Source organism: Streptomyces filipinensis (assembly GCF_014649495.1).
GTDB classification, from domain to species: domain Bacteria; phylum Actinomycetota; class Actinomycetes; order Streptomycetales; family Streptomycetaceae; genus Streptomyces; species Streptomyces filipinensis.
Genome location: NZ_BMTD01000013.1, coordinates 91310 through 116130, shown reverse-complemented (window position 1 = coordinate 116130; position 24821 = coordinate 91310). Strand labels below are relative to the sequence as shown.

Below are 24821 nucleotides of genomic sequence, written 5' to 3'. Positions count from 1 at the left end.
AAGGTGACCGAGGACGAGTTCGACCTCTTTTACACGGCTGCCTACCCGCGTCTGGTCGGCCAGCTGTACGCCCTGACCGGGGACTACGCCGAGGCCCAGGACGTGGTGCAGGAGGCGTTCGTACGCGCCTGGGACCGGCGTTCGTCGGTCCTGACCGGCGACCAGGCTCCCGAGGCGTGGATCCGCACGGTGGCACACCGTCTGGCGATGAGCCGCTGGCGGCGGGCGCGCCGCTGGTGGGAGCTGGTGCGGAGCGAGTCCGCGCCGCGGCCGGTGCCCGAACCGAGCCCCGACCACGTGGCGTTGGTCGCCGGCCTGCGGCGCCTGCCCGAAGCCCAGCGGACCGCGATCGTGCTGCATCACCTGTGCGATCTGAGCGTGGAGCAGATAGCCGCCGAGACCGGCGTGGCGGCCGGCAGCGTCAAGGCACGTCTGTCGCGCGGCCGTTCGGCCCTCGCCGCTCACCTGGTGAGCGAGGAACCCCACCCGACGGAGGAAGTCCGTGTCTGATCAGCCGCCACCGCATCCCCTGACCGAGGCGGAGCTGTCCGCCCGGCTCCGTGGCCTGGCCGCGTGCGGCGCGGCACCAGCCCCCGCCACGGGAGCACAGGTGAGGAGCCGGGCGGCACGCCGCCGCCGGGGCCGACGCGTTCTGCTCTCCACCGGCGCGCTGGCGGCAGCGGCCGTCGTCACGGCCACCTCCGGCGCCCTCGGCTCCTCGCCCAGCAAGCCGGCGACGCCGCCCGCGACGTCCGTGCCCCACCCGTCCCCGGCGCCCGTCCAGCGGGTGACGGTCGACCTGGAAGCCCACACGCTGACCATCGCGGGCAGGACGTTCCCCATCAGCGCGCCGCAGGAGAACTGCCCGATCGGCGAGAAGACGGTCACGGTCACCGCCAAGTACCCCACCCTCGCAATGCGCCCCGACCCGATGACCAGGTATGCGGACATCAGGCAGTGGGCGGTCACCTTCACCGACCGCAGTCACCACCAGCGGCTGCTGATGTGGGCGCTGGACCCCGCCGCCGGTCTCGCCAGCATCGGCGACAACGCTCCCCCCGGCTCCATCGCCCTGGCGCCCAAAACCGGGAAGTGGGTGTACGACGCCATCAAGCCCGGCGCGCGTGTGGAGATCAAGGGCAGGCAGGCCAAGAGCGCGGACCCGGACTCCAGGTGCACCGACCGCGAACCGATCACCGGCAAACGCTGACGCCGAACCGCCGGCACGCCGCCCGGACACGTCGAAGTGCACGAGGAGCTGTACGACGGCAGCAAGTACGCCGACCGGCACACCTGCTTCCTCACCAGGACCGACGGCACGACCGTCACCATGGAGGTCTACCTCTTCGCCGGCCTCACCCCCGACGGCCGTTTCCACCGCATCGAGGAAACCACCTTGTTGCTCCAGGGCAGCGACGCCGACCGCGACCTCGGGAGCGCCCGCTGACGACTCCGGCCGACCCGTACCCCAGCTCGTCAGAGTTGACGGAGAGTTATCGTTCCATGATTCCCAACCTGCCCTCGCACAGCCGCCGTCGCCTGAGGCACCAGGAGCCCGTCCACCACGGAGCCCGCGCAGCGCTGCCGCACCTCGGCGAGGTGGCAGCGGCCTTGCCGGAAGGGGTGCTGGGGGAGGGGTGGGAGCCCTTGCAGGACGGGCGCGTTCTCCTCGGGGCCGACGGCACGCCCTGGGGCCGGCTGGCCGTGTTCTCCGATTCCGCGCCCAGCTTGCACGGGGGCGTCAACGCGCTGGCGGTCGTCTCCCGCCCCGGCCGGCCGGCGCTTGTGGCCGGAGCCGGCGACAGGGGCGTGGTGTGGCTGTGGGGCGTGGCCGACGGCCGACTCCGCCCTGGCTCGCCACCCGGACATGCCGACCGTGTCAGGTCGCTGACGGCTCTGCCGCTGCCCGAGGGCCGCGTCCTCGTGGCCAGCGGGGACGACACCGGGACGATCGCCCTGTGGGACCCGGCCACCGGGGAGCCGGTCCGTGCACCGGTCGGCAACTGGCTCGGCGCGGTCAGCGGGATGTGTGCCGCGGCCGTACCGGACGGCCGGACCCTGCTCGTCACCGCTACTCCCCGAGGCGCGGTCCGGTTGCGGGACCCGTCGACGGGTGAGCCGGTCGCGCGTCTCCACTCCCAGGGCCGTCCGATCGGATCGATCGCCGCCATCCAGATATCCGCCGGGCATACGTTGATCGCTGCCTCGGACACGCAGGGCGACGTCCACCTGTGGGATCCGGCCGTCGAGGATCCCCAGGCACCGGGCGCGGCCGTACCGCTGAGCAACCGGGCACTCGACGACCATGGTCACCGTGTGGCACTCGTAGCGGCTGTGCCCCTGCACGACCGTACGCTGCTGGCCACCGGAGACCGCAACGGCGTGATCATGCTGTGGGACCCCGCAACCGGTTGCCCCGTCGGCGACGGCCTGCCCGCGGACAGCCCCGGCAGCCCGCTGACGGCCATGACCGCCACCAGGCTCCATGGCCGGCGCACTGTCCTGCTCACCGGCAGCAAGCAGGGGCGGAGCCTGCGCGTGTGGGAGCCGGAGACCGGCTTGGTGCAGCATCTATCCCTGGGCAGGGCGGTCACCTGCCTGGCCGCTACCGGCTCCGGAGCGATCGTGGGACACGACTCCGGAGTCTTCAGGCTCTCGATCGCCGGGTAGAACACCATGCCGCTCACCTCAGCCGGCACCCGCCTGTCGCGCCCGGGAGGCGGTGTCGTCCAGCATTCTGCGGGTGAGGGCGGCGCGATTGGAGACACCGAGCTTGCGATAGACCTGTCTCAGGTGGGTCTCCACGGTCCGGACACTGAGGAACAGTGTGGTGGCGATGCCGGCGTTGGTCATGCCGGTGCTGGCGAGGTCGGCGATCTCACGTTCGCGCGCGGTCAGCGCGGGCAGTGCGTCGGTCACCCCCGTGCGGTCGGCCAGCCGGGACCGCAGACGGCTCACGTCACCGATCAGGCGGGCGGAGCCGCACTGGTCGGCGAGGACCGCGGCACCGGCGAGCCAGTCGGCCACCCCCTGCGTCCGTCCGGTGTGCAGGGAGAGCTCGGCCGCCGCGAGGAGGGTCGCGCAGGCCTCGATGCGTTCACCGCTGAGGGAGAAGTCGGAGAACGCCTCCACCGCCTTCTCCAGAGCCGCCTCGGTTTCCCCGCGCGCGGCGTGGGCGCGCATGCGGGCGCGCAGAGCGAAGCCGTTGCGGCCGGGGGAGGGGAGTCGTCCGACGCATCTCTCGGCCAGCCGGGCCCACTGCTCCACCGATCCCGGGTCACCCATGGCGAGCGACGCCTGTGCCAGCGTGTCGCACCAGCGTGGCTGGCGCCAGGAGGTGAGCCTGGACAACTCGGCGCCGCCCGCGGCCTCCGTCAGAAGCCACCGGGCCCGCGCGGGATCCCCGGTACGCAGGACGAGCTCGGCGTGGAAGCAGCGGACGGCGACCGCCCACGCGGTCGGCGTGTCGCCGCAGACGGCCAGGGCGCGTGCGGCCGACGCCTCCGCCTCCTCCAGATCCCCCGCCCCGTCCCGCCAGAAGAGGATCTCGGCCCGCACCATGGCGCTGACGGCCTCCTCCGCCGGACTGACGACCCGGTCGCCACGGAGGGTGATCTGGGCAAGGGTGGCCAGCGCGCCGTCGAGGTTTCCGCAACGCAGCCGCGCGTTGGCGAGCACCGTGAGAATCTGCGGCTCGATGTACGTCTGCCGGGTCCGCCGGGACAGTACCGCGGCGCGCGTCAGGTGCCGGTCGGCGTCCAGCAGCCGTCCCAGCATCCCTTCGGTCATCCCCACCTGCACCGAGGCGTCCAGGTGGGTGAGCAAAGAGGTGTCGGAGGAGGAGTCGATGAGCTCGGCCGCGGCGGCCGCCCGTGCCTGCGCCGTGGTGACGTCACCTGTGAACAGGTAGCCGAGCGCAGCCTGTGCCAGGGCCCGCGCCTCACCGACGTGGTCGCGGTACCGGTGGGCGATCGCTGCGGCTGTGTCGGCGTGCTCGCGGCAGGTCTCGTACTCCTGGACGTCGTAGGCGTGGTCGGCCAGTTCGGCGTGCAGGGCGGCCGCGATCGCCGCGTCCTGGTCGGCCAGCACCGCGAGACCTGAGCGTGCCAGGGCACCTGCCTCGGTGTACCGGCCGAGGCGCCGTTCGATCCGGCTGGAGTCGACGAGCGCGGTCACCTCGCCGGGGCGGCCCGGCAGGGCCGACCGCAGGGCGTCGAGCAACTCCCTGCCCTCGGCCGCGTCTCCGGTCAGCAGGCGGGCGCGGGCGAGGAGGACCTGGGCCTCGTGCCAGTGCTCCTCGCCCTCGCGCAGCAGCGGCGATGCGGCCTTCAGGTAGCCGCTCGCGACCGCCGGCGAGCTGTACAGAATGCTGCGAGCGGCGGCGATCAGGATGGTCACGTGCTCCGGACGGTTCGGATCGGCGGCGCCGGCGACATGACGGACCCGCCTGGAGACGGGGGCGGCCTGCTCGGCCAGCGCGGCGTCGGCCCGGCGGTGCAGGTCGGTGCGCCGGCTGGGTGCGAGCCGTTCGTAGACGACCTCGCTCACCGCTCGGTGGCGCACCGCGAGGTGCGGGGCGGGCTCGGCGGACCGGACCAGGTCGAGACGGGTGAGGGTGTCCAGTACGCGCAGGGTGGCGGCCGTGTCCTGCCCGGCGACGGCGGCCAGCAGCTCCGGGTGGAACGGTTCGCCGAGGACCGCCGCGGCCTGGAGCAGGGCGAGGGCCCCGGGATCGAGACCGGCCAGCTCCCCGAGGACCGCCGTCACGGCCTCGGCACCGGTTAGGCCGTGCGCGCCGAGGATCTTCAGATACTGCGGATTGCCCATGGCCTCGCGGCAGATCTCGTCCGCGCTCGGATGATCCCCGAGCAGCTCCGCGGCCTGCTCTGGGGAGAGCGGCCCGAGGTCCCACACCTCCAGCAGACCGTCGGACGCCGCCCGCGAGGCCGTTTCCGCTGCCATGGCGGAGAGCTGGCGCTGCCGGTATGCCACGAGGCACAGCACCTGACCGCCGGCGGTCGCCTGGAGCAGTTGCTCGATGTACGGCAGTTGGCCGGGCGCGAGGAGGTGGACGTCATCCACCACGGCGAGCAGCGGGCCGCCCTCGGCCGCACGCGCGACCACCTCACGGAGATCCTGCGGGGCCGGAGCGCCGTCCTGCAAGGAAGCGGTGGCGGATCGTCCCCGGGCCGCGCGGACCGGTATCCCAGCGGCTCGTGCCTCGGCCGCGACCGCCCACATGAGAGCACTCTTGCCGATGCCCGGGTCCCCGACCAGCGCCACGGTCCGCCCCGGCCCCTTCTCAAGGCCGGTCAGGGCTGCCACCAGCTCCCCGACCTCGGTCTCACGCCCGGTCAACGGACGTGCGCCGCCGGACCCTCGGCGGGCGGGGGGCGGTATGGGACCCCGCAAGTCATCGGTCATGAAACGGCAGATTAATGGCTTCCTGTGACAGTGGGCCAAGCCGGGAAGCGCCGGGGGCGGTGCCGCTCGGGCTCGCTCGGATTCGACGGGTCCGTGATCGGCGGCCACGTGGGTGAGGAGCGCCGTACCGGCCTGGCCCGTCCACCTTCCCCCTGGCGGCCCGCTGCCGCCGCCCCGGGGGAACCGCTGGTGGGCGGTCCCGCGGGTCGTGCAGACGCTCTCACGGAACGAGGACCGTTATGCCCCGATAAGATAAATTCGTGATCAGGATTGGACGGCCTCGGCGCCACCGCCCTCCCCCCGGTGGCCGACGCGAGACCGTACTGCTGTCCCCCGTGCTTCTCACCGTCCTGATCACCGGCCTGGCCTTCGCCACCCCCAGGGAGATCGCCTTCAGCCGCCTCCTGCCCGCCGCGCCCGCCCTCGCCGCCGCGATGTGGCCCGTGCTCCCGACGATCCTGCTGGGGGCGTTCTGCCTGCTGGTCATGATCGGGCTCAGCCTCGTCTACACCGACCTGGGGACGCCCTACACGGCGGCCGCGATCGTCGCGGTCACTCTGGCGGCCGCCTATACGAGCCATCTCCGCATCCAGCGGGAGGAGACACTCTTCCAGGTCCGGCTCGTCGCCGACGCGGCGCAGCAGGTGCTGCTGCGTCCGCTGCCGCGCCGGGTCCAGGACGTCGACATCGAGTCGCTGTACCTGGCGGCCCAGGAGCAGGCCCGGATCGGAGGTGACTTCTACGAGGTGGCCGACACGCCGTACGGGGTTCGGCTGCTCATCGGTGACGTGCGCGGCAAGGGACTGCCGGCGGTGGGGGCCGCCTCGGCGGTGATCAACTGCTTCAGGGAGAACGCGTACGACCAGCCCGACCTGAGGGGCATCATCCATCGCCTGGAGACGAGCATGGGGCGCTACAGCCTCGCGATCCTCGACCCGGACCAACCCGAGCACTTCGCCACCGCTCTGATCGCCGAGATCCCGTACGGGAGTGGACATGCCAAAATTCTCAACTGCGGGCACCCTCCGCCCCTGCTGATGCGGAGCGGAGAGGTCTGCGTCCTGGAGCCCACCGTCCCCTCGCCGCCCCTCAACCTCGCGACGCTTCTCGGGGACGACTACAACGTCGACACCATCGCCTTCACCTCGGGTGACCAGATACTGCTCTACACCGACGGCGTAACGGAGACCCGGGACCGCACCGGCACGTTCTTCCCGCTGCCGGAGTGGATGCGGCGGCTCGGCCCGGCGGCCCCCCGTGAGCTGCTGGACCGGCTTCACCAGGACCTGCTCCACTACAGCGGCGGACGACTCGACGACGACATCGCGGCCGTCGCCGTCCGCTGCAGCCGTCCCGTGACTCAAGAGGGCTCCGAGTAGGCGCCTGAACGCGTCGCGCCCCGGGGGTGGACCCGGCTTTCGGTGTTCGTGCCGGCGCTGTCGGCACCGGTACGACCGACGCTGCCGACCGGCGGTTGCCGCAATCGGTACATTTGTGAATGAAGGATCACGACTGTCGGCATGCGACGGTCGCGCCCATGCTCGGGAACCACGGGCGAGGACAACATGATCGACTTGAGTGCGCCGATCATGGCCACCTTCCTTGTGTATGTGGCCATCATGATCGCAACGGGTATCTGGGCCTACAGCCGCACTCACACCTTCGCCGACTTCGCCCTGGGCGGCCGCAGGCTCAGCGCGTTCGTCGCAGCCCTGTCCGCGGGGGCCAGCGACATGTCCGGCTGGCTGTTCCTCGCCTTTCCCGGCGCGGTGTACGCGGCCGGTGTCGGTGCCAGCTGGATCGCGGCCGGTCTGGTGGTCGGTACGTACCTCAACTGGCTGTTCGTCGCGCCGAGGCTGCGCACCTACACCGAGCGCGCCGGGAACGCCGTCAGCCTCTCGGCCTATCTGGAGGAAAGGTTCGAGGACCGCACCCGGACGCTCCGGATGGTCTCGGCGGCGGTCACCCTCGTGTTCTTCACCGTCTACGTCGCCAGTGGGCTGGTAGCCGGTGGCCTGCTGTTCGGGCACATCTTCGGTGTCGGGTTCGGGCTCGGAGTGACCCTGACCGCCCTGGTGATCGTCGTCTACTCGTGCCTGGGCGGCTTCCTCGCCGTGAGCCTGACACACGTCCTGCAGGCCACGCTGATGTTCCTCGCCCTGCTCGTGCTCCCCGTCGTCGGCATCGGGGCGCTCGGTGGCTTCGGGGCGCTGCGCGACGCCCTCGACGGCAAGACCCCCAGCCTGCTCGACATGGGCGCCAAGGCCGACTACGCGGACGGGCGGTGGTCCGCGGGCGGCTCCCTCGGCGCCGTCGCGATCATCTCGCTGCTCGCCTGGGGGCTCGGGTATTTCGGTCAGCCCCACATCCTGGCCCGCTTCATGGGCATCCGCAGCACCAGTGCCATCCCCGCGGCGCGCCGCATCGAGACCGGGTGGGCCGTCGTCGTGCTCGCCGGAGCCACCCTCGTCGGCCTGGTGGGCATCGCCCGGGCCGGCACGTCACTGAACGACCCGCAGACGGTGTACATCAGTCTCAGCCGGACCCTGTTCAACCCCTGGGGCGCCGGCGTGATGCTGATCGCCGTGCTGGCCGCGATCATCTCGACCGCGGACAGCCAGCTCCTCGTGTCCTCGGTCAGCCTCACGGAGGACTTCTACCACGCGTTCCTCCACCGGCGTGCCTCGGACAGGACCCTGGTCTGGGTCGGTCGCGCCGCCGTCGTCATCGTGATCGCCGTGGCCTTCGTGATCGCGCTCAGGGGCGGGGGGCTGCTGGGCATCGTCGCCTACGCCTGGGCGGGCTTCGGATCCGCGTTCGGGCCGGTCGTCCTGCTCTCGCTGTACTGGCCCCGTATGACCTGGGCGGGGGCCATGGCCGGGATCGTGTCGGGCGCGCTCACGGTGCTGCTGTGGAAGAAGATCAATCCGCTGCTCGGTCCCTTCGAGTCGGGCATCTACGAAATGGTGCCGGGCGTCCTGGCCGCCACGGTGGCCGCACTGGTCTTCGGCAGATTCGTCGGCCGGCCCCCGAAACGGGCCTTCTGGAGGATGCCGGGCGGCGGGGTCAGCCAGCTGATGCTCACCCCCTTCCTCACCCACGCCCCCGTCGGCATCGCGGTCCTCGACACGGACCTGCGGTACGTCTGGGTGAACGAGTCACTGGACCGCCGCATCCCCCTGGAACGTCGGCTGGGCCGGCGGATGGCGGAAGTGCTGCCGATCGCGGAGGCCGCGGCCTTCGAGGAGAAGATGCGCGGAGTCCTGGAGACCGGCGCTCCGGTCATGGACTACGAATACCCCAGCCCCAGCCAGATGGACACCGACGCCGGCCGCGCGTTCTCCTCGTCGTTCTTCGTCATGAAGGACCGCCACGGTCAGAACGTCGGTGTCTGGTACATGGTCATCGACGTCACCGAACGCCGGCGGGCCCAGGAGCGCCTGGCCCTTCTCAACGACGCCGCCACCCGCATCGGCAGCACCCTGGACGTGACGCGGACGGCCCAGGAACTGGCCGACGACGCCGTGCCGGCCGTCGCCGACTTCGTCGCCGTGGACCTGCTGGACTCGGTCATGAGGGGCGAGGAACCGGCACCCGGGCCGGTCGGGATGTCGCCCGTCATCCGGCGCGCGGGGCAGCAGTCGGTACGCGAGGGCTGTCCCGAGGGGAGCCTGGCCGTGGGGGAGGCGGTCCGCCGTGCCGCCTCGTCGCCGGTGACCCGCTGCCTGATGGAAAGCAGGACCCTCGTCGAACGGACCCTGGACCGCACGGCCAGCCCGTGGGTGACCGAGGACGAGTCGCTCGGCGCATCCTTCCGTGACTACGACTTCCGCTCGGTCATGGTGGTCCCGGTGCGAGCGCGCGGTGTCACCCTGGGTGCGGCGACGTTCGCCCGGTCCGGTCGGCGGGGCCCGTTCGAGGAGGACGACGTACGTCTCGCCGAGGAACTCGTCTCCCGCGCGGCGGTGTGCATCGACAACGCGCGCCGTTTCACCCGCGAGCGCACCGCGGCCCGCTCCATGCAGCGCTATCTCCTGCCGCAGGAACTGACGGGAGGTTCCGCGCTCGCGGTGGCGTCCTGGTATCTCCCGGCGGACGCCCCCACCGGTGTGGGCGGCGACTGGTTCGACGTGATCCCGCTGTCCGGGGCACGGGTCGCGCTGGTGGTCGGGGACGTGGCCGGGCACGGCCTCAACGCCGCGGCGACGATGGGACGCCTGCGCACCGCGGTACGCACCCTCGCCAACCTGGATCTCTCCCCGGACGAACTGCTGGCCCATCTGGACGACCTGGTCATCGGCCTCATGGGGGCGGACGGCAGCGAGGCTTCGCCGGCGACCGAGGGCGAGGCCGCGGGCACCGCGTTCCTGGGCGCCACCTGCCTGTACGCCGTCTACGACCCGGTCAGCGGGCGGTGCACGCTGGCCCGCGCCGGTCACCTCCCGCCGGTGATCGTCTCTCCGGCCGGCGGCGCCGACGTCCTGGACATGCCTGCCGGACCACCACTCGGCCTCGGGTACCTGCCTTTCCAGGCCGTCGAACTGGAGCTGGCCGAGGGCAGCCTCATCGCGCTCTACACCGACGGCCTCATCGAATCCGTCGACAGGGACATCGGTGTCGGGCTGTCCCGACTGGGCGATGTCCTCGCCGCGCCCCGGCCGACTCTGGAGGAGACGGGCCGCGGAGTGATCGATGGTCTGCTGGCCGGTCAGCCCTCCGACGACGCGGCCCTGCTCCTCGCCCGGACCCGTGTCCTGGCCCGGGACCGGGTCGTCTCCTGGGACCTGCCCAGCGATCCGGCCGCCGTCGCGCGCGCCCGCTCACTCGCCGCCCAGCAGCTGGCGGAGTGGGGCGTACCCGATCTGACGTTCACCACGGAGCTCATCGTCAGCGAACTGGTCACCAACGCCATCCGTCATGCGACCGGACCGGTCTGTCTCCGCCTGATCAGGGACCGTGGCCTGATCTGCGAGGTCTCCGACGCCAGCAGCACCTCGCCGCGCCTGCGCCATGCCCGGACCACCGACGAGGGAGGGCGGGGCCTGCTGATCGTGGCCCAGCTCGCCCACCGGTGGGGTACCCGCTACACCACGAACGGCAAGATCATCTGGACGGAGCAGGTCGTTCCGGCGGACGCCGCCGTCGAGGACCCCCCTGGCCGCTGATCCAGCGGGTCGTGGCGGCTCGCCAGGCCCTTGCCGGCTGCCAGGTGCCCACCACCCGTCAACTGAGCTTCATGTCTTGTGTGTTGGCGCGCGGACCCCTACATTAACTGCGACATTAAATCCACTTAACTGAATACTTGAGCGAGGGTTGCCGTGCCGCACCGCGCAAGACCGCGTATGCGCTGGATCACCGCTGCCGGGACTGTCCTCGCCGCCGTGGCGGCGCTGGCAGGGGGAGTGAACTCAGGGTCGGCCGAGGCGGCTGCCCCACCGGTCCGCACTCAGCACGTCGAGTACTTCCCCGGACCCCGGGCCGAGCCACGCCAGGTGGCCGTCCCGGCGAGCGGCCGGGTCTCCCGCGACGGGCCGAGCCTGGCGGGCACCACCCCGGCGGTGAAGGCGCTCCAGCGCTCCGGACCGGTGTCCGGGCGGCTCGATCTGGTGGTGATGGGGGACGGCTACACGGCCGACGAACAGGGCGAGTTCGCCGCCGACGCCGAGGAGAAGCTGGACGCGATCTTCGATGTGGAGCCGTACCGGAGCTACCGCGGCCTGTTCAACATCTGGCTGGTGGACACCGTCTCCCACGATTCCGGCGTCTCCGGTGACCCGGGGGCCGACGCCGTGAAGGACACCGCGCTGGGCTCCTCCTTCTTCTGTGACGGCATCGAGCGCCTGCTGTGTGTCGACACCGACGAGGTCGCCCGGTACGCCGGCCTGGCCCCGGACGCCGACATCGTCTTCGTCATCGCCAACTCCGCGAAGTACGGCGGCGCGGGCTACTCCGCCGCCGACCTGCCGGCAGGCTCGGCCTTCCACGGGGTGGCGACGATGTCGTCCGACAACGACAGGTCGTACCTCATAGGCGCCCACGAACTGGGCCACTCCATAGGCCACTTGGCCGACGAGTACCAGTACACGGGCTACGGCACCTATCCCTCCGCCGAGGAACCGGCCGCCGCGAACCTCACCATCCACCGCGACGTCGGCGCGACGAAGTGGTACCGCTGGCTCGGTACCCAGGACCCGTCCGGGTCGGTCGTGGGCACGTACGAAGGCGGGGGGTACTACGAGGCGGGCATCTACCGGCCGACCGAGACATCCATCATGCGCTCCCTGGCCTCGACCGACTTCAACGTCGTCGGCCGGGAGGCGATGATCGCCGGCTTCTACGCCGACGCGGACGCGCTGACCTCCTCCCTCCCCACGACCCGGCCGATCGGGCAAGGGCGCCTGATCACGGTATGCCTGGCGCCGCTCACCGGCCTCGCCGACGTCGAACTGACCTGGTACGTCGACGACAGGCAGGTTCTCGCGGCGACGGGCGATCAGTCGGTGACGCCGCGCGAACTGGGCGTCCGGGGCCGCGGCCACAAGGTCACGGCGACCGTGACCGACCTCTCGACGGCCATCCGGGATCCCGCGGTCCGGGCAGCGGCGACCACCTCGCTGACCTGGGCGGTACGGTGACACCGTGGCCTTCACGGGCCTGCGTCCAGGGATTCCCGCCTGGTGGGGGACCCTGTGACGAGCGGAGTCCGTCCGGGTGTGGCGAACGTCACCCATCGTGACATACCTACTGGTCGGTACCCTGCTTCGAGGCTGTGAACGACAGGAGGCGCGATGTCCGTGACCAACCACCAGATCCGTCTGGCCGCCCGCCCCGTGGGCGAAGTGAAGCCGGAGGACTGGGAGCACTGCTCCGGGCCCGTCGAAGAGCCGGGCCCCGGTCTTTTCGCCGGCCGGACGCGCGTCATCTCGCTGGACCCGGCCATGCGGGGCTGGCTGGACGACCGCCCCTCGTACCTGCCGCCGGTGGGCATCGGAGAGGTGATGCGCGCCGGATCGGTCATCGAGGTCACCGCGTCCCAGCACCCCGACTTCCAGCCGGGCGACCACGTGGTCGGGACGTTCGGCGTCCAGGAGTACGTGGTCTCCGACGGCAGGGGTGCCATGAAGATCGACACTTCCCTCGCCCCGCCCTCCACCTACCTGGGCGCGCTGGGCATGCCCGGGATGACCGCCTACTTCGGCCTGCTGGAGGTAGGGGCACTGAAGGACGGCGAGACCGTCGTGGTGTCGGGGGCGGCCGGTGCCGTCGGCAGCATCGCGGGTCAGATCGCGAAGGCGAAGGGCTGCCGCGTCGTGGGCATCGCCGGAGGGCCGGAGAAGTGCGCGCTGCTCACCGGCGAACTGGGTTTCGACGCGGCGATCGACTACCGCGCCGAAGACGTCAGGAAGGCGCTGCGCCGCGAGGCTCCCGACGGCATCGACGTCTACTTCGACAACGTGGGAGGGGACATCCTCGACGCCGCCCTGACCCGGCTCGCCATGCACGCGCGCGTCGTGATCTGCGGTGCGATCAGCCAGTACAACAACGCCACGCCGGTCCAGGGTCCCTCCAACTACCTCTCGCTGCTGGTGCGCCGCGCCCGCATGGAGGGCTTCGTCGTCTTCGACTACGCCAAGCGCTACGCCGAGGCGGCGCAGGACATCTCCGCCTGGATCGGCGCCGGCCGCATCAAGGTCAAGGAACATGTGGTGCGGGGGAGCGTGGACGACTTCCCCGAGACGCTGCAGATGCTCTTCCGCGGGGACAACGTCGGCAAGCTCGTCCTGGATCTGGGATGACCGCGGTCACGCGTGGGGCAGCCGTGTCCGGGTGACACGGGCGGACGGCGTGGTGCTCCCGCCTCCCGGCACCGCGCCCCGACCGCGCGTCCGGGCCCGCTGACCGTTGCGCGCGAGGGCCTGGGCGGGGAACTCCCGCGCCCAGGCCCCGGCGCCAGGGCGGCGAGCCTCTTCGGTACGGCAGCGGCCGCGCGGACGGGGTCCGCCGGCCGCGCGCCCGCTCAAGGGGCGTGCTTCGCCCCCGTCGCCGTCTTCGAGTAGGCGTCGTGCCAGGCGGCCTTGGCTCCGGAGTCACCGATCCGGTAGACGTCCACGACCGCTCCCACCGCGACGGCCAGCGAGAGCACACCGACGACGATCCGCACGGGCAGGGCGGACCAGCGCGTGCCGCCCTTCCGGCCGGGCTCCGCCGGGGTGCGCCGCCCGGCCCACCACACGACGGCGGCCAGCGCGAACAGGCCCAAGGCCCAGGGCAGCAGCCCGTCGCCCAGTTCGGTGTGCCGGCGTACGAGGGCATCGTCGTCCACGTGCCGCTCCAGCCATTCGCCGGCGTGCGTGGTCAGCGGCACGCTGGCCAGGGCCGCGAGGGCGAGCACCGGCAGCAGTGCGCCGAGCCGCCGGGCGGCGCGCGGCCACAGCGCGGCCGTCACCAGGGCCAGCGCGGTGAGGGGTATCAACACGACGACCACATGGACGAACAGCACATGGGCGGGCAGACCGTTGATCAGGGTCATCCAGGAGCTCCTCAGGGGGTGTGGGCGCGCCAGCGTGGCACAGACACCTCTCAGTTACCTCTCAGCCGATGAGCTACGAGGTGGGTACCGGGGCCGCACGTTCGTCCGCCGCGGGGGCTCTCCCGCCCTTGAGGAGCGTCCCCACCGCGTACGCGCCGGGGCCGAGGCAGGCGATCAGCAGGAACGCCCAGCAGAACATGACAGCCGGCTCGCCGCCGTTGTCGATCGGGAACAGCGCGTTGGACTGATGGACGCTGAAGTAGGCGTAGGCCATGGACCCGGAGCAGATGACGGCTGCCGTCCGTGTGAGCAGGCCGAGCGCTACGAGAGCGCCCCCCACCAGTTCGATGACCGCGGCCCACCAGCCGGGCCACTGCAGGGCCGGGACCGTGCCGCCGCCGTGGGCGCCGCCCAGGACACCGAACAGGGACGCGGCGCCGTGACAGGCGAAGAGGAACCCGGTCAGCAGGCGGAAGACGGCCTGCACGACGGGCCGCATGCTGCGTAACGTCAGTGCCGGTGAGAAGTTCATGGGGGTTACTCCTCGGTCTCGGAAACCTGGCGGCGACAGGTTCAGGCATGTGCATGTCATGAATGGTGTAGCGCGGGACGCGGGCACGCACCAGTCGCCCGACGCTCCGGGTTTCCTCTGAAGCAGGCGGTCCGGCCCGGCCAGGCCTACCGGCGGAAGCCGAGGCTCCCGCCCGGCTCGCCACAGCGCCGCGCGGCAGGCGCGACGGGGCTCACCCGAGGCGTCACGCACGACGGCGGAGACGTACCGCCAGGGCCGGGCACTGGTTCACGGCGCGGCGGGCGTCGTGCTCCTGCCAGGGGGCGACCGGGACGCTGGTGGAGGCGGGGTAGCCGTGCGGGCCGAGGCGCATGAGGTCGGGGGCCAGCACGGCACACAGACCATGCCCCGCACAGCGCGACCAGTCCACCTCCAGCCGGGCGCCCTGCGCGGGCGGGAGGGGCAGGACGCCGCGCACCGGACGACCGCAGCCGGGGCCGGACAGGTGGGCGTCGACGTCCTCGGAGAAGACGTCCAGCGCGGTGAGCAGGAAGCGGGCCGTGCCGTCCGGGTGCGAGCAGGCTCCGCCGGCCTGGGCCGCGCCGAGGGCACGCCGGGCGTCCTCCAGCACCACCGGCTCGGCGGCACCGGCGGCCAGCAGGGCCAGGGCCTCGGCGGCAGCGGGCAGGCCGCGCCTGCACGGTCCGCACTGGCCGGCGGACTCGGCCGCCAGCCAGGCCGCGACCCGCGCGACCTCGCCGAGAGGGCAGGTGCCGCCGGGAATCGTCACGATCGCGCCCGCGCCGAGGGATGCGCCGAGTCCGGCGAGTCCGGCGCGGGAGAGCGGCGCGTCGATGGCGTCCGACGGGCGGAGCCAGGCGCCGTGGTAGCCGCCCACCAGCACTCCGGACCCCGGCTGGAGGCCGCAGGAGTCCAGTACCGCGCCCAGCCGGGTGCCGGTCGCAACCTCGACCACCAGTGGATCGGCGCCTGGCCGGTTGACGGTGAGCAGCATCGTGCCGGGTTCGGCGGCGGTGCCGACGGCGGCATAGGCGTCGGGCCCGAGCCGGGCCGCGACGGCGAGCTGGGCCCAGGTCTCGGCGTTGGAGAGCAGCGTCGGACGGCCACGCACCCCGCCCGTTCCGCCGTCGGTCGCGCGGGCCCTCAGCGATGGCGGTGCCACCGGAAGACCGTTGATGCCGCGGATCAGGGCCCCGGATTCGCCGGAGACGAAGCGCTCGGGCAGGCACATGGTCCGGGCTGGGCAGGGAAGATCACGCTCGGCGAGGGCAGCCGGCACCGATATCTCGCCGGGGCTGCCCGCGACGACGCCGATCACGATCTCCTCGGCGCCGAACGCGGCCGCGGCCAGGCAGGCGCCGTCCAGCACCAGGTGCGGTGCGCGGGCGAACAGCATCTTGTCCTTGGCGCTGGCGGGCTCGCCCTCCGCGCCGTTCACCACGATGACCGGCGGCGCCCCGGTGCGGTCTGCGGTGGCGAGCGCGGCCCGGGCCTTACGGGCGAACGGGAAGCCGGCGCCCCCGCGGCCGGACAGGCCGACGGCTTCCGCCAGGGTGAGCAGACCGTCCCGGTCCGGTGGGCGGAGCGGCGGGTGGACACGGGTGTGGGCGGCGAGGTCCAGGCGCTGGTGGCGGTCCAGACCGGAGGTCAGCCGGGCCGCGTCCAGCCGGCGCACCTCGGGCAGCTCCAGCGGGGCGTGCTTCACTCGCCGCTCCCCGGCTGGGCCAGGTGGAGCGGCCGGGGCCCCGGTCTCGCGGCGTGCTTCGGCCCGGGCAGGCCGGCACTGTGCACGGACCGGCGAGCCGCCGTCGTCGCTGCCGCGGGACGGGCGGCCCTGGCGATCGGGCGGGTGCCGGTGCCGGTGCCGGTGTCGGTGTCGGACAGGGCGGACAGCGCGGCCGGGCGGACAGCAGCGGGCCGGTACGCCTTGGCGCCGCGCCGGCGGCGACTCAGACTGCGGTGGCGGCCGACGTAGGACAGGGCACGCACCAGCAGGGCGAGCGCCACCAGGGCCGCGCACAGGCCGTAGCCCCAGAACACCCATGCGTGTGCCTTGCGCCCCGCCGTCAGTCCGTGCGCCAGTGAGACCGGCCAGCAGACGTACGCCAGCGAGTGCAGCACCCGCCATACCCAGGGACGGCGGCTGCCGGCGAACCGACCGCGGAGCACGCCGGTGGCCGTGATCAGGACGAGCAGGTCGGCGGCGAGGGTGCCCAGGCTCACCGCGAGGGCGGCGCCGCCGGTGAAGGGGACCACCGCGGTCTGCGTGGCGGCGTGCCGCTCGACGACCTTGACCGCGATGTGGGAGCCCAGGAAGCCGAGCGCCGCGACGGCGCTCGCCCGGTGCAGCGACTGCACGGCCACCCGCAGCCGGGGGGTCAGCATCAGGCGGTCGGTGGCGGCGAGCCCGCACGTCACCACGGCGGTCAGCGAGAGCAGGGTGAAGACACCGGCGAAGTAGTCCAGGAAAGCCATCACCCGGCCGACCGCTCCGGCCGACGCGGCGCCGACCGCAGGACGGGCCAGCAGGACGACGCTGGACATGGGGCACCTTCTTCCTCGTACTCGGGTCTCGGCCGGCCCGTGTACTCGGGTCACAGCCGGGCCGTCGCGGGCCGGATCCGCACGCCCACGACGGGAAGGCACCCACGGGGAGCGGGGCACCGGCGGTACCGCACGACAGGGGCCATCGTTAGCCCGTGCACCAGCCCGATGACAAAGGCGCTGATACGGCCGACGACCGTAGGAGGACCCGGTGGCGGCGCCGTTTTCTCGGGCCTGGGTGGCACTTGTGCACCACGATCGTGCGTAGTAGACGCCGGAAACGGGGTGACCAGGCTCACCAGCGCGCCCCGCCTCGCGCTCCGCGAGCGGATCGAGCGGTGGCCGGGGTGGACAGCGGTCGTCCCGCGCTCCGCGGAGCACGTTCTCGTCCGCCGGACGCAGGAGGTCCCGGGGCGGGAGCCCGTGCAGAGGGCCGTCCCCCTGGTGTCAGCAGGCCGACGGCCGCCCGGACCGCCTCCGCGCCGCGCCCTGGACCTGCCCCTCATGACGAGCGCGGGATGCTCCACCTCAAAGCGTCGCGGGTGATACGCGTGGCGGCGTATCCGGTCCCGGCGACAAAGCGCATCATCGGACCGAACACCGGAGCGGCCAGCGATCCGGTGAAGTACAGACCGCGGACGGCCGATTCGAAACTCCCGCTCAGCTGGGGGGCGTTCGAGCCCGGTACACGGACCAGGGCCCGGCGGAAGGCGAGGGACAGGAACGGCAGGGCGTCCAGGTCGATGCGGTAACCGGTGGCCGCGAGAACGTGGTCGACGGTGAGGGTGTCCGGGGACCCGCTGCCCGGCACGGCCAGTTCCAGGCGCACGGCCCGCTCGGGGGTCACCTCGGCACGAGCGACACGACAGGAGGTGTGGACCGGGACGACACCCTCGACCCGGTCCCTCAGCCACCAGCCCCCGGACGGGCCCAACGCCCGTCGGTGCAACAGCAGCCGGGCCGCCGCGGGAAGCCGTCGTACTCCGCCCGGAGCCCGGCAGACCGCTGCCAGGACCCAGCCGGTGCCGAGTGGCGAGGCGGGCTGGGCCAGCCGCCGCATCCGGGGTCGGGACAGGTCCGGTGTCACTCCCCACCGGACCTGCCCCTCGCGGACCAGCACGCGCACCTCGGCGCCTGCCTCGTGCAGCAGCGCGGCGCTCTCCAGCGCGGACTGGCCGCCGCCGATCACGGCGATCCGCCGGCCGGCGTACCGCGACAGGTCGGTGTGGTGGCTCGTGTGCGACACCGGGGATGCCTGTCCCGGCCCCTCAGGGGCGAGCCGCCGCAGTTCCTCCGGGATGTGGGCCAGGCCGTTCAGACCCGTCGCCACGACGACGGCTCCGGCCGCCAGAGCCTCCCCACCGGCCAGCCGGACGACGAACCCCGGGCCGTTGCCCGTACGGTCGACGCCTGTGACTCGGGTGGACTCCACCTCGCCGACGTACCGCTTCTGGAACCACTGCCCGTAGCGCACGAAGACGTCGCACGGGATCGGCGTCAGTTCGGTCAGTTCCGGCTCACCGTGCACACGGCGGAAGTCAGCCAGCCGTCCGCCCGGCTCGGGGGCGGAGAGATCGGTGGCGTCCGGTGTCGACTTCAGGAACATCCCGGTGGCCATGGCGTGCCGCCAACTGCCCATCACCTCACCGAAGATGCGCACGGGTACGCCGGCCGCCCGCAGATGGGCGGCCACCGACAGCCCGTACGGACCGGCCCCGATCACGACGACGGGCCGTCCGGCACGCCCGTTCGACTCCCCGTCCGTCACCAGGCGTTGGCCCGGAAACGACTGCGTCATGCGTCCCCCCACCGACTCCCGCGCGGACTTCCCCGAGTCGGCGCAGCACTTCGGGAAGCGCGCCGGCTGACAACCGCCGCACTCATTCCCCCACCCGGGCTCAGTGTGATCCCTCGGCGCGGTGTAGGGGCCCGATATCATCACACGTTGCCCGAAACATGGCTGAACCGTAGGCCGCGTATTGCCTCGCGACCGGCGCGTTGACGTCCGGTGCGGACGTGGCCCGGGACCGTCGTCCGGGGGCGTGGCGCGGTACCACCTCAGTGCTGCGGGCGCCATTCGAAGAGCAGGATGGTCAGGTCGTCCCGCAGCCGGTTGCGCTGGTGGTCGAGGATGGCGTGGATGAGCAGCCGCAGCACCTCGGCCGGGCGCTGTCCGGCGGCGGAGGAGCGGATGATGAAGTCGGTGAACCGGTCGAGGCCGAACTCCGCACCGGCCCCGTCGCGAGCCTCCACGGCACCGTCGGTGTAGAGCAGCACGCTGTCGCCCGGCTCCAGGGTCGTCTCGTGGACCTGCCGGGCTGCCGGGGCCAGCGGTCCGGCCAGGCCGATCGGCGGCTGCGGGGGACTGTCCAGCACGCCGGCGCGCACCCGCTCGGCACGGATCAGCAGCGGTGGGGGATGACCGCAGTTGACCCAGTGCAGCACCCCGGTCTCGGCGTCGAGCCGGCACAGCACGCCGGTGCAGAAGTGGTCGGGCACCCACTGGGCGAGCGCCCGATCGACGGAGCCGACGACATCGGCCAGGTCCCCACCGCCGCGGCGGGCGTTGCGCGCCGCCGCCATGGCGACCGACGTGGTCAGGCCGGCGGTCAGATCGTGACCCATCGAGTCGAGGATCATGGTGTGCAGCACGTTCTTGACCACCGAGTGGTCGAACGCGTCGCCGGCGATGTCGTACGCCGGTTCCAGGACCGCGGTCGACACGCACCTGCGGCTGCCGACGGTGTGGGGCGGCAGGAAGGCCCGCAGCATCTCGGCGGGCAACCCCATGGGCACCGTGCGGGTGCGGGCGGCGAGCCAGTCGCTGTAGGCGCGCTTGGAGGTGATCAGCATGGCGAAGAGATGGGCCAGCATCCGGCTGCGGCGCACGCGCACCTCGTCGAGCGAGGCGGTCCGCACCGCCAGCACGCCCAGCCGCTCCGCGCCGTCGACCAGAGGCATCCAGAGGACCAAGCCGTCGTCGGTCTCGGTCACCCGCGGGGAAACCGTGCGGTACGCCCTGCCGGCCGACGAGCGGTCCACCGGCAACGGGTCCAAGGTCTCTTCGAGGGGGACGAGCAGCCGTTGCTGCAGGTCGACGAGATAGATCAGCGCGGTGTCCAGGCCGAGGGAGGAGGCGCACCGGTTCGCCAGGGCCGGCAGTTCGACCGGCAGCGCGGTCTGAGCCTCGATGATCAGCTCTTCCAGCCGATTCTCGTCGACAGCGGTGTCGGGACCGGAGGACGCGTGCGGTGGGTCCGACACGGGGATCACCCCTTCCGTGCCCAGTCTCACACCGATCCCGGGCCCTCTCACGTCGGGCTGGCCCGCGGCGAGGGCCGCCAGGGCGGGCGGTACGGCAGAGGCAACCGCTGTCCGTTACAAGACAGGGACATATCGCCGATGAACGCCCGTCTCCAGGGTGACGTCACTTCTGATGACCGCACCAAACGGCATGTACAGCACCTTTGGTGCGAACGTTTCTCCTCTCACGGAAAGGGATGTATCAGTGATGGTCTCGAAGCGGCGCTCCCTGCGCATAGCCGTCGTCGGTGCCCTCGGCGCCGCCTCCCTCGCCCTCGCCGGCACCGCCATGGCGGCCACCCCGCAGGCGCACACCGCCTCCCCGGTCGCCGTTGCGCACAAGGCGCAGGCTCCCAAGGCCGGCATCACCGCCACGCCGTCGGCGACGTCCGTCCGCGCATGGCAGCTGTTCCGGGTCACCGGCAAGACGACCGGCCTCACGGCGGGCAGCAAGGTGACCCTGCAGCAGAAGCAGCACGGCACGTGGGTCAGCCTGCCCGCCACCACACCCGTCCTGCGCAACGGCTCCTACTCGCTGGGCGTCAAGCTCGGCCTGAAGGGCAAGAACGACCTGCGTGTCGTCAGCGGCACCACGGCCTCACCGGTCTTCACCGTGACGGTCCGCTGAGCCGCGGTCACCCCTGTCGGGCCGGCGCGCACCGTGCCAGGTGCGCGCCGGCCCTTCGGAGTGCGGGTCCCTCCCGAGCTCTTTGGCGTCCGCGGGGTGACGTGCGGGGTCAGGCGCCGGTCAGCGCTGCTGGTGCGTCGCCCGTCTCCCGGAGGGAGGCCGACAGGGCGCGGGCCTCGTGTTCGGTCATCCGGGGGTCTCGTACGACACGGCGTTGACCCAACGCTGAGTCAGCCAGGCGATCCGCTCGCCGTACCGCTCCGCGGTGACCAGGTCGCCGCGCGATCCGGCATCCTCCGCCCCGCGGTCAGCGTGGCTCTGGCTCATCAGACCCAGCCACGAGCCCAGCCGGTTCACGTCGTCGCGGTCGCCACCGCTCCAGTTGTTGCCCGGCATGTCGCCCACGCCGATCCACTGCATGCCCAACTGAGCGGCGAAAACCGCCAGTTGCTGCGGTACCGCCAGCTTGTCGCCGCTCTGCGAGGCGGACATGGTGAACCCTCCGGCCAGCTTGTCCTTCCACGCCTGCGTCGTGAACGGCGTGAACGCCGCCTCCATGAACGCCTTGAACACCGCCGACACGCTCCCCATCAGCGTCGGGCAGCCGAGCACGATCGCATCGGAACGCCCCAGCAGCGCCAGCACCCCCGCGTCGTGCCAACGGCCCGCGGTGACGTCCTCGGCCCGGATCTCCACGAGATGCACGCGGGCGCCCGGCACCAGCCGCGCCCCGTCGGCGAGGTGCTCGGCCAGGACCCGGGTGTGTCCGTGCACCGAGTGGTACCCGGAAGTGACGATCGTGCCGGAGGCCATGCCGACCACGGCCCAGCTCACCGCCCTGCGGGCGGAGACGATCGGGCTGGGCATCGGCTGGGCGACCGGCGACGTCACCGGCGTCCGCGCGAGGGTGCTGTCCACCGAGAGGTTCATGGCGCTCGTACCCGCGTCCCACCCCCTCGCCGGACACGCCGAGCTGAGCGCGTCCGAACTGTCCACCACCGGCCTGCTCACCTGGCCCCACCAGATCAACAGCGGTCTGTGCGACCGCCTCCTGTCCGCCTTCCACATCGGCGGAGCCGACCTGCGCATCATCAGAACCGCCGACAGCGTGCACGCCGTCGCCGCTCACGTCGCTGCGGGAACGGGGATCGGCATCACCGTCGAAGCCGCACTCGACCACCAGCCACCCGGCCTGCGTGTCATCCCTCTCACCGGCCCTTCGACCACCGTCGACCAGCTCGTCCTCACCCCCACCGAGCCGTCGGACACCGCCATGGCGCTGCGCGACCTGCTGCTGCACGCCTCGGCGGAGCCGTCCTCCGTCGATCGCTGAGGGGTGTGCTTCGCGCGACTACCAGGCTGCGACCCAACTTCCTGTTCTTCGTCGTGGAGGTACCGCCGTCGGCTGCGGGCGGCCGGCCTTCGCGGGCTGGGTTGCGGTGACCCGCCGGGTGTTCGCATATGGGTGGTGAGGCGCGGCACGGCCGAGCCGGCCATGCTCATGGCGACGGGAGGTGCGCATGTCCGTGCAGGACCCGGCGCGCAACGGGCCCGCGTCAGGGTTGGTGACGTGGTGGCGGGCGCACGACCCCGATCTCGCGGCGACCCGCCGGGCCGGGCGGACCGCACTCGTGATGCCGGCCCTGTTCGCGCTGTGCGGTCAGGTGCTGCACTCTCCGACGATGGCGAGCTTCGCCGCGTTCGGGTCGTTCTCGATGCTGCTGCTGGTCGATTTCAGCGGTCCGCTGGTGGAGCGGCTGCGGGCGCAGGCCGGCCTCGCGGTGGCCTGGGCGGTGCTGATCTGTGTGGGCACCGTCGTGGCGCACATGACCTGGCTCGCCGTCCTCACCACACTGGTGATCGGATTCGTGGTCCTCTTCTCCGGCGTCGTCAGCTCGGTCCTGGCCGGCAGCGCGACCGCGCTCCTGCTCGCCTTCGTCCTGCCGGTCAGCGCACCGGTACCGCTGTCCCAGCTCCCCGACCGCCTCGCGGGCGCGGGGCTGGCGGCAGCGGTGGCCCTGCCGGCGGTGTGCCTGCTGTGGCCGCGTCCCGTCGCCGATCCCCTCAGCGCGCCCGCCGCCCGGGTCTGCCGCGCCGCCGCCGCACATCTGCGCCTGGACGCGTCCGGCCTCGGTGCCTATGGCGTGACGCCCGATGCCACGCGGCGTCGGGCGGCGGCCGAACGCACCGCCGACGCGGCAGCGGACCTGCGCCGTGCCTTCGACACCGCCCCCTACCGCCCCACCGGCCTGTCCACGACCTCACGTGCCCTGGTCCGCCTGGTCGACGAGCTGACCTGGCTGACCGGCATCCTGGCCGACCGGCCGGCGTACACCGACGAGCCCCCGCCCTGCGACCCGGCCGCGCGAACGGTGCGCCTGGCCGCCGCCGACGTACTCGACCACGTCGCCGAGCTGCTCACGGATCCGCGCCGGGACGCGGCCCCGCTGCGCGCCCGCAGGGAGCGGCTGAGGGCGACCATGAGCGGGATGGAGCAGAGCTCCACGGTGCGCCTGCCCGCCGACCACCCGGTCGGCGGCAGTGCGGCGGAGATCTACGGCTTCCTGGCCACGCTCGATCTCTCCTTCGGCGCCCAGGAGGTCGGGTTCGCCGTGGTGCAGGTCGCCGGCAACGTCGAGCTGGCCGCCGCCGCATGGCAGCGCCCCTGGCCCGATCGGCTGCTCGGCCGCGAACCCGGTGCGCTGACCGAGCCGTTGGCATCCGCCCGCGAACGGGCCGCGGCGCATCTGGGACTCCGCTCGGTGTGGCTGCACAACAGCCTGCGCGGCGCCGCAGGGCTCGCGATCGCGGTGCTGCTCGCCGGCCTGACCGGCGTGGCGCACTCCTTCTGGGTGCTGCTGGGGACCCTGTCCGTGCTGCGGTCCAACGCGCTCAGCACGGGCCAGAACGCGTTGCGCGCCGTCGCCGGCACCGTGCTCGGCTCGGTCATCGGGGCCGGACTGCTGCAACTGATCGGGCAGCACGGCACCGCTCTGTGGTTCCTGCTGCCCGTCGCCGTACTGCTGGCCGGTATCGCTCCCGCCGTCATCTCCTTCGCCGCCGGGCAGGCCGCGTTCACCGTCACTCTCGCCGTGCTGTTCAACATCGGCCAGAACCCGGACTGGCACATCGTCCTGCTCCGGATCCAGGACATCGCCCTCGGCTGCGCGGTCAGCGTCGTGGTCGCGCTGTTCTTCTGGCCCCGGGGGGCCGCGGCGGCCGTGCGCAAGGCACTCGCGGACGCCTACCGCGACAGTGCCCGTTACCTGGCCGAGGCGGTCGCGTACGCGCTCGGCCACTGCACCCGAGCGGCCTCCGCCGCGGCCGGTGGCGAACCGGTGCAGCCGAGCCGCGAGGCGGCGGCGTCCGCCCGCCGACTGGACGACGCGTTCCGTACCTATCTGGCAGAGCGCGGCACCAAGCAGGTCTCCCTGGCCGACATGACCACCCTCGTCACCGGCGTCGTCGCCCTTCGCCTGGCCGCCGACGCCGTCGTCTCCCTGTGGCGGAGCGCCGGTCCGGCCAGCGGCGGCGCCGATCGGACCGAGGCACAGCGCGCCATCGTCGGCGCGGCCCACCACGTCACCGCCTGGTACGACGGCCTCGCCGAGAGCCTCGCCGAGAACACGCCCGTCCCGGACTCCGTCCGGCTCCGACCCGAGGCCCTCGCCCGCCTCGTCGAGTCCGTGCGCACCGACCTCGTCGACGGTGACGGCCAGGCCACCGCCATGGCGGTCCGCATCATCTGGACCGGCGACCACGTCGACGTCGCCCGCCGTCTCCAGCCGAGCCTCGCCGCGGCGGCGCAGGGAGACGGCCCTCGCTGACCTCCGAGGCCCACCGCCCCGGCACCGACCGCG

The 24821-nt window shown here is 72.5% G+C and carries 18 protein-coding genes and 1 pseudogene; 11 read left to right on the top strand and 8 right to left on the bottom strand.

The genetic code is table 11. The features are described from left to right. Nucleotides 1–3: 3 nt before the first annotated feature. From IE244_RS27040 to IE244_RS27025, 4 genes and pseudogenes are all read left to right on the top strand, one after another. On the top strand, nucleotides 4–510 hold the full coding sequence (locus tag IE244_RS27040; RefSeq protein ID WP_191876179.1) for a SigE family RNA polymerase sigma factor: 507 nt from the start codon (nucleotides 4–6) through the stop codon (nucleotides 508–510). Continuing rightward, the gene (locus tag IE244_RS27035; protein WP_191876178.1) at nucleotides 503–1210 is read left to right on the top strand and encodes a L,D-transpeptidase; all 708 of its coding nucleotides are present in this window, start codon (nucleotides 503–505) and stop codon (nucleotides 1208–1210) included. The genes IE244_RS27040 and IE244_RS27035 overlap by 8 nt, the downstream gene beginning before the upstream one ends. 24 nt (nucleotides 1211–1234) lie before the next feature. Further along, nucleotides 1235–1447, top strand: a pseudogene (locus tag IE244_RS27030) (nuclear transport factor 2 family protein); the annotation flags it as partial. 56 nt (nucleotides 1448–1503) lie between these two features. After that, nucleotides 1504–2670: a WD40 repeat domain-containing protein gene (locus IE244_RS27025; RefSeq protein ID WP_191876177.1), complete on the top strand. Its 1167-nt coding sequence runs from the start codon at nucleotides 1504–1506 to the stop codon at nucleotides 2668–2670. Between the two features lie 18 nt (nucleotides 2671–2688). On the opposite strand, the gene IE244_RS27020 is transcribed toward IE244_RS27025, so the two are convergent. Next, nucleotides 2689–5325 (bottom strand): helix-turn-helix domain-containing protein, encoded by a 2637-nt coding sequence (locus tag IE244_RS27020; RefSeq protein WP_191876176.1) that lies wholly within the window; start codon nucleotides 5323–5325, stop codon nucleotides 2689–2691. A gap of 434 nt (nucleotides 5326–5759) precedes the next feature. Between IE244_RS27020 and IE244_RS27015 the strand changes: the two genes are divergently transcribed. From IE244_RS27015 to IE244_RS27000, 4 genes are all read left to right on the top strand, one after another. Further along, nucleotides 5760–6803 carry a PP2C family protein-serine/threonine phosphatase gene (locus IE244_RS27015; RefSeq protein WP_229854348.1) on the top strand — a complete coding sequence of 348 codons (1044 nt, stop codon included), beginning with the start codon at nucleotides 5760–5762 and terminating at the stop codon, nucleotides 6801–6803. A 186-nt stretch (nucleotides 6804–6989) separates the two neighbouring features. Continuing rightward, nucleotides 6990–10589 (top strand): sodium/proline symporter PutP, encoded by a 3600-nt coding sequence (putP, locus tag IE244_RS27010; protein WP_191876174.1) that lies wholly within the window; start codon nucleotides 6990–6992, stop codon nucleotides 10587–10589. Between the two features lie 177 nt (nucleotides 10590–10766). Then, entirely contained in the window at nucleotides 10767–12059 is a 1293-nt protein-coding gene (locus IE244_RS27005) for a M64 family metallopeptidase (RefSeq protein WP_191876173.1), read from the top strand. A gap of 153 nt (nucleotides 12060–12212) precedes the next feature. Next, entirely contained in the window at nucleotides 12213–13220 is a 1008-nt protein-coding gene (locus IE244_RS27000) for an NADP-dependent oxidoreductase (RefSeq protein WP_191876172.1), read from the top strand. A 221-nt stretch (nucleotides 13221–13441) separates the two neighbouring features. Here IE244_RS27000 and IE244_RS26995 read toward each other — a convergent pair whose 3' ends face one another. The 6 genes from IE244_RS26995 to IE244_RS26975 all read right to left on the bottom strand — a co-directional run bounded on the left by IE244_RS26995 (nucleotide 13442) and on the right by IE244_RS26975 (nucleotide 20303). Continuing rightward, nucleotides 13442–13954: a DUF2231 domain-containing protein gene (locus IE244_RS26995; RefSeq protein ID WP_191876171.1), complete on the bottom strand. Its 513-nt coding sequence runs from the start codon at nucleotides 13952–13954 to the stop codon at nucleotides 13442–13444. A 73-nt stretch (nucleotides 13955–14027) separates the two neighbouring features. Further along, complete coding sequence (locus IE244_RS26990; protein WP_191876170.1) at nucleotides 14028–14486, bottom strand: DoxX family protein; 459 nt, start codon at nucleotides 14484–14486, stop codon at nucleotides 14028–14030. A 223-nt stretch (nucleotides 14487–14709) separates the two neighbouring features. Then, complete coding sequence (locus IE244_RS26985; RefSeq protein ID WP_229854347.1) at nucleotides 14710–16191, bottom strand: NADH-ubiquinone oxidoreductase-F iron-sulfur binding region domain-containing protein; 1482 nt, start codon at nucleotides 16189–16191, stop codon at nucleotides 14710–14712. Beyond that, the gene (locus tag IE244_RS42220) at nucleotides 16188–17030 is read right to left on the bottom strand and encodes a hypothetical protein (protein ID WP_229854346.1); all 843 of its coding nucleotides are present in this window, start codon (nucleotides 17028–17030) and stop codon (nucleotides 16188–16190) included. The genes IE244_RS26985 and IE244_RS42220 overlap by 4 nt, the downstream gene beginning before the upstream one ends. 502 nt (nucleotides 17031–17532) lie before the next feature. Next, a complete protein-coding gene (locus tag IE244_RS26980) occupies nucleotides 17533–18828 on the bottom strand; it encodes an FAD-dependent oxidoreductase (RefSeq protein WP_191876168.1) in 1296 nt (431 codons plus the stop codon). A 260-nt stretch (nucleotides 18829–19088) separates the two neighbouring features. Next, entirely contained in the window at nucleotides 19089–20303 is a 1215-nt protein-coding gene (locus tag IE244_RS26975) for a PP2C family protein-serine/threonine phosphatase (RefSeq protein ID WP_373305780.1), read from the bottom strand. A 238-nt stretch (nucleotides 20304–20541) separates the two neighbouring features. On the opposite strand from IE244_RS26975, the gene IE244_RS26970 reads away from it, so the two are divergent. After that, nucleotides 20542–20961 (top strand): hypothetical protein, encoded by a 420-nt coding sequence (locus tag IE244_RS26970; RefSeq protein WP_191876166.1) that lies wholly within the window; start codon nucleotides 20542–20544, stop codon nucleotides 20959–20961. A 186-nt stretch (nucleotides 20962–21147) separates the two neighbouring features. Here IE244_RS26970 and IE244_RS26965 read toward each other — a convergent pair whose 3' ends face one another. After that, a complete protein-coding gene (locus IE244_RS26965; protein WP_191876165.1) occupies nucleotides 21148–21774 on the bottom strand; it encodes a flavodoxin family protein in 627 nt (208 codons plus the stop codon). Here IE244_RS26965 and IE244_RS26960 point away from each other — a divergent pair. Continuing rightward, complete coding sequence (locus IE244_RS26960; protein ID WP_191876164.1) at nucleotides 21773–22294, top strand: LysR family substrate-binding domain-containing protein; 522 nt, start codon at nucleotides 21773–21775, stop codon at nucleotides 22292–22294. The genes IE244_RS26965 and IE244_RS26960 overlap by 2 nt on opposite strands. A 187-nt stretch (nucleotides 22295–22481) precedes the next feature. Then, nucleotides 22482–24788: an FUSC family protein gene (locus IE244_RS26955; protein WP_191876163.1), complete on the top strand. Its 2307-nt coding sequence runs from the start codon at nucleotides 22482–22484 to the stop codon at nucleotides 24786–24788. The last annotated feature ends 33 nt before the right edge of the window (nucleotides 24789–24821 follow it).

Bases quoted from the DNA above. Each gene is read 5' to 3' on its own strand.
- IE244_RS26955 (WP_191876163.1), top strand. From the start codon at position 22,482: ATGTCCGTGCAGGACCCGGCGCGCAACGGGCCCGCGTCAGGGTTGGTG.
- putP (WP_191876174.1), top strand. From the start codon at position 6,990: ATGATCGACTTGAGTGCGCCGATCATGGCCACCTTCCTTGTGTATGTG.
- IE244_RS26980 (WP_191876168.1), bottom strand. From the start codon at position 18,828: ATGACGCAGTCGTTTCCGGGCCAACGCCTGGTGACGGACGGGGAGTCG.
- IE244_RS26990 (WP_191876170.1), bottom strand. From the start codon at position 14,486: ATGAACTTCTCACCGGCACTGACGTTACGCAGCATGCGGCCCGTCGTG.
- IE244_RS42220 (WP_229854346.1), bottom strand. From the start codon at position 17,030: ATGTCCAGCGTCGTCCTGCTGGCCCGTCCTGCGGTCGGCGCCGCGTCG.
- IE244_RS27005 (WP_191876173.1), top strand. From the start codon at position 10,767: ATGCGCTGGATCACCGCTGCCGGGACTGTCCTCGCCGCCGTGGCGGCG.
- IE244_RS27025 (WP_191876177.1), top strand. From the start codon at position 1,504: ATGATTCCCAACCTGCCCTCGCACAGCCGCCGTCGCCTGAGGCACCAG.
- IE244_RS27000 (WP_191876172.1), top strand. From the start codon at position 12,213: ATGTCCGTGACCAACCACCAGATCCGTCTGGCCGCCCGCCCCGTGGGC.
- IE244_RS26995 (WP_191876171.1), bottom strand. From the start codon at position 13,954: ATGACCCTGATCAACGGTCTGCCCGCCCATGTGCTGTTCGTCCATGTG.
- IE244_RS26970 (WP_191876166.1), top strand. From the start codon at position 20,542: ATGGTCTCGAAGCGGCGCTCCCTGCGCATAGCCGTCGTCGGTGCCCTC.
- IE244_RS26965 (WP_191876165.1), bottom strand. From the start codon at position 21,774: ATGGCCTCCGGCACGATCGTCACTTCCGGGTACCACTCGGTGCACGGA.
- IE244_RS26960 (WP_191876164.1), top strand. From the start codon at position 21,773: ATGCCGACCACGGCCCAGCTCACCGCCCTGCGGGCGGAGACGATCGGG.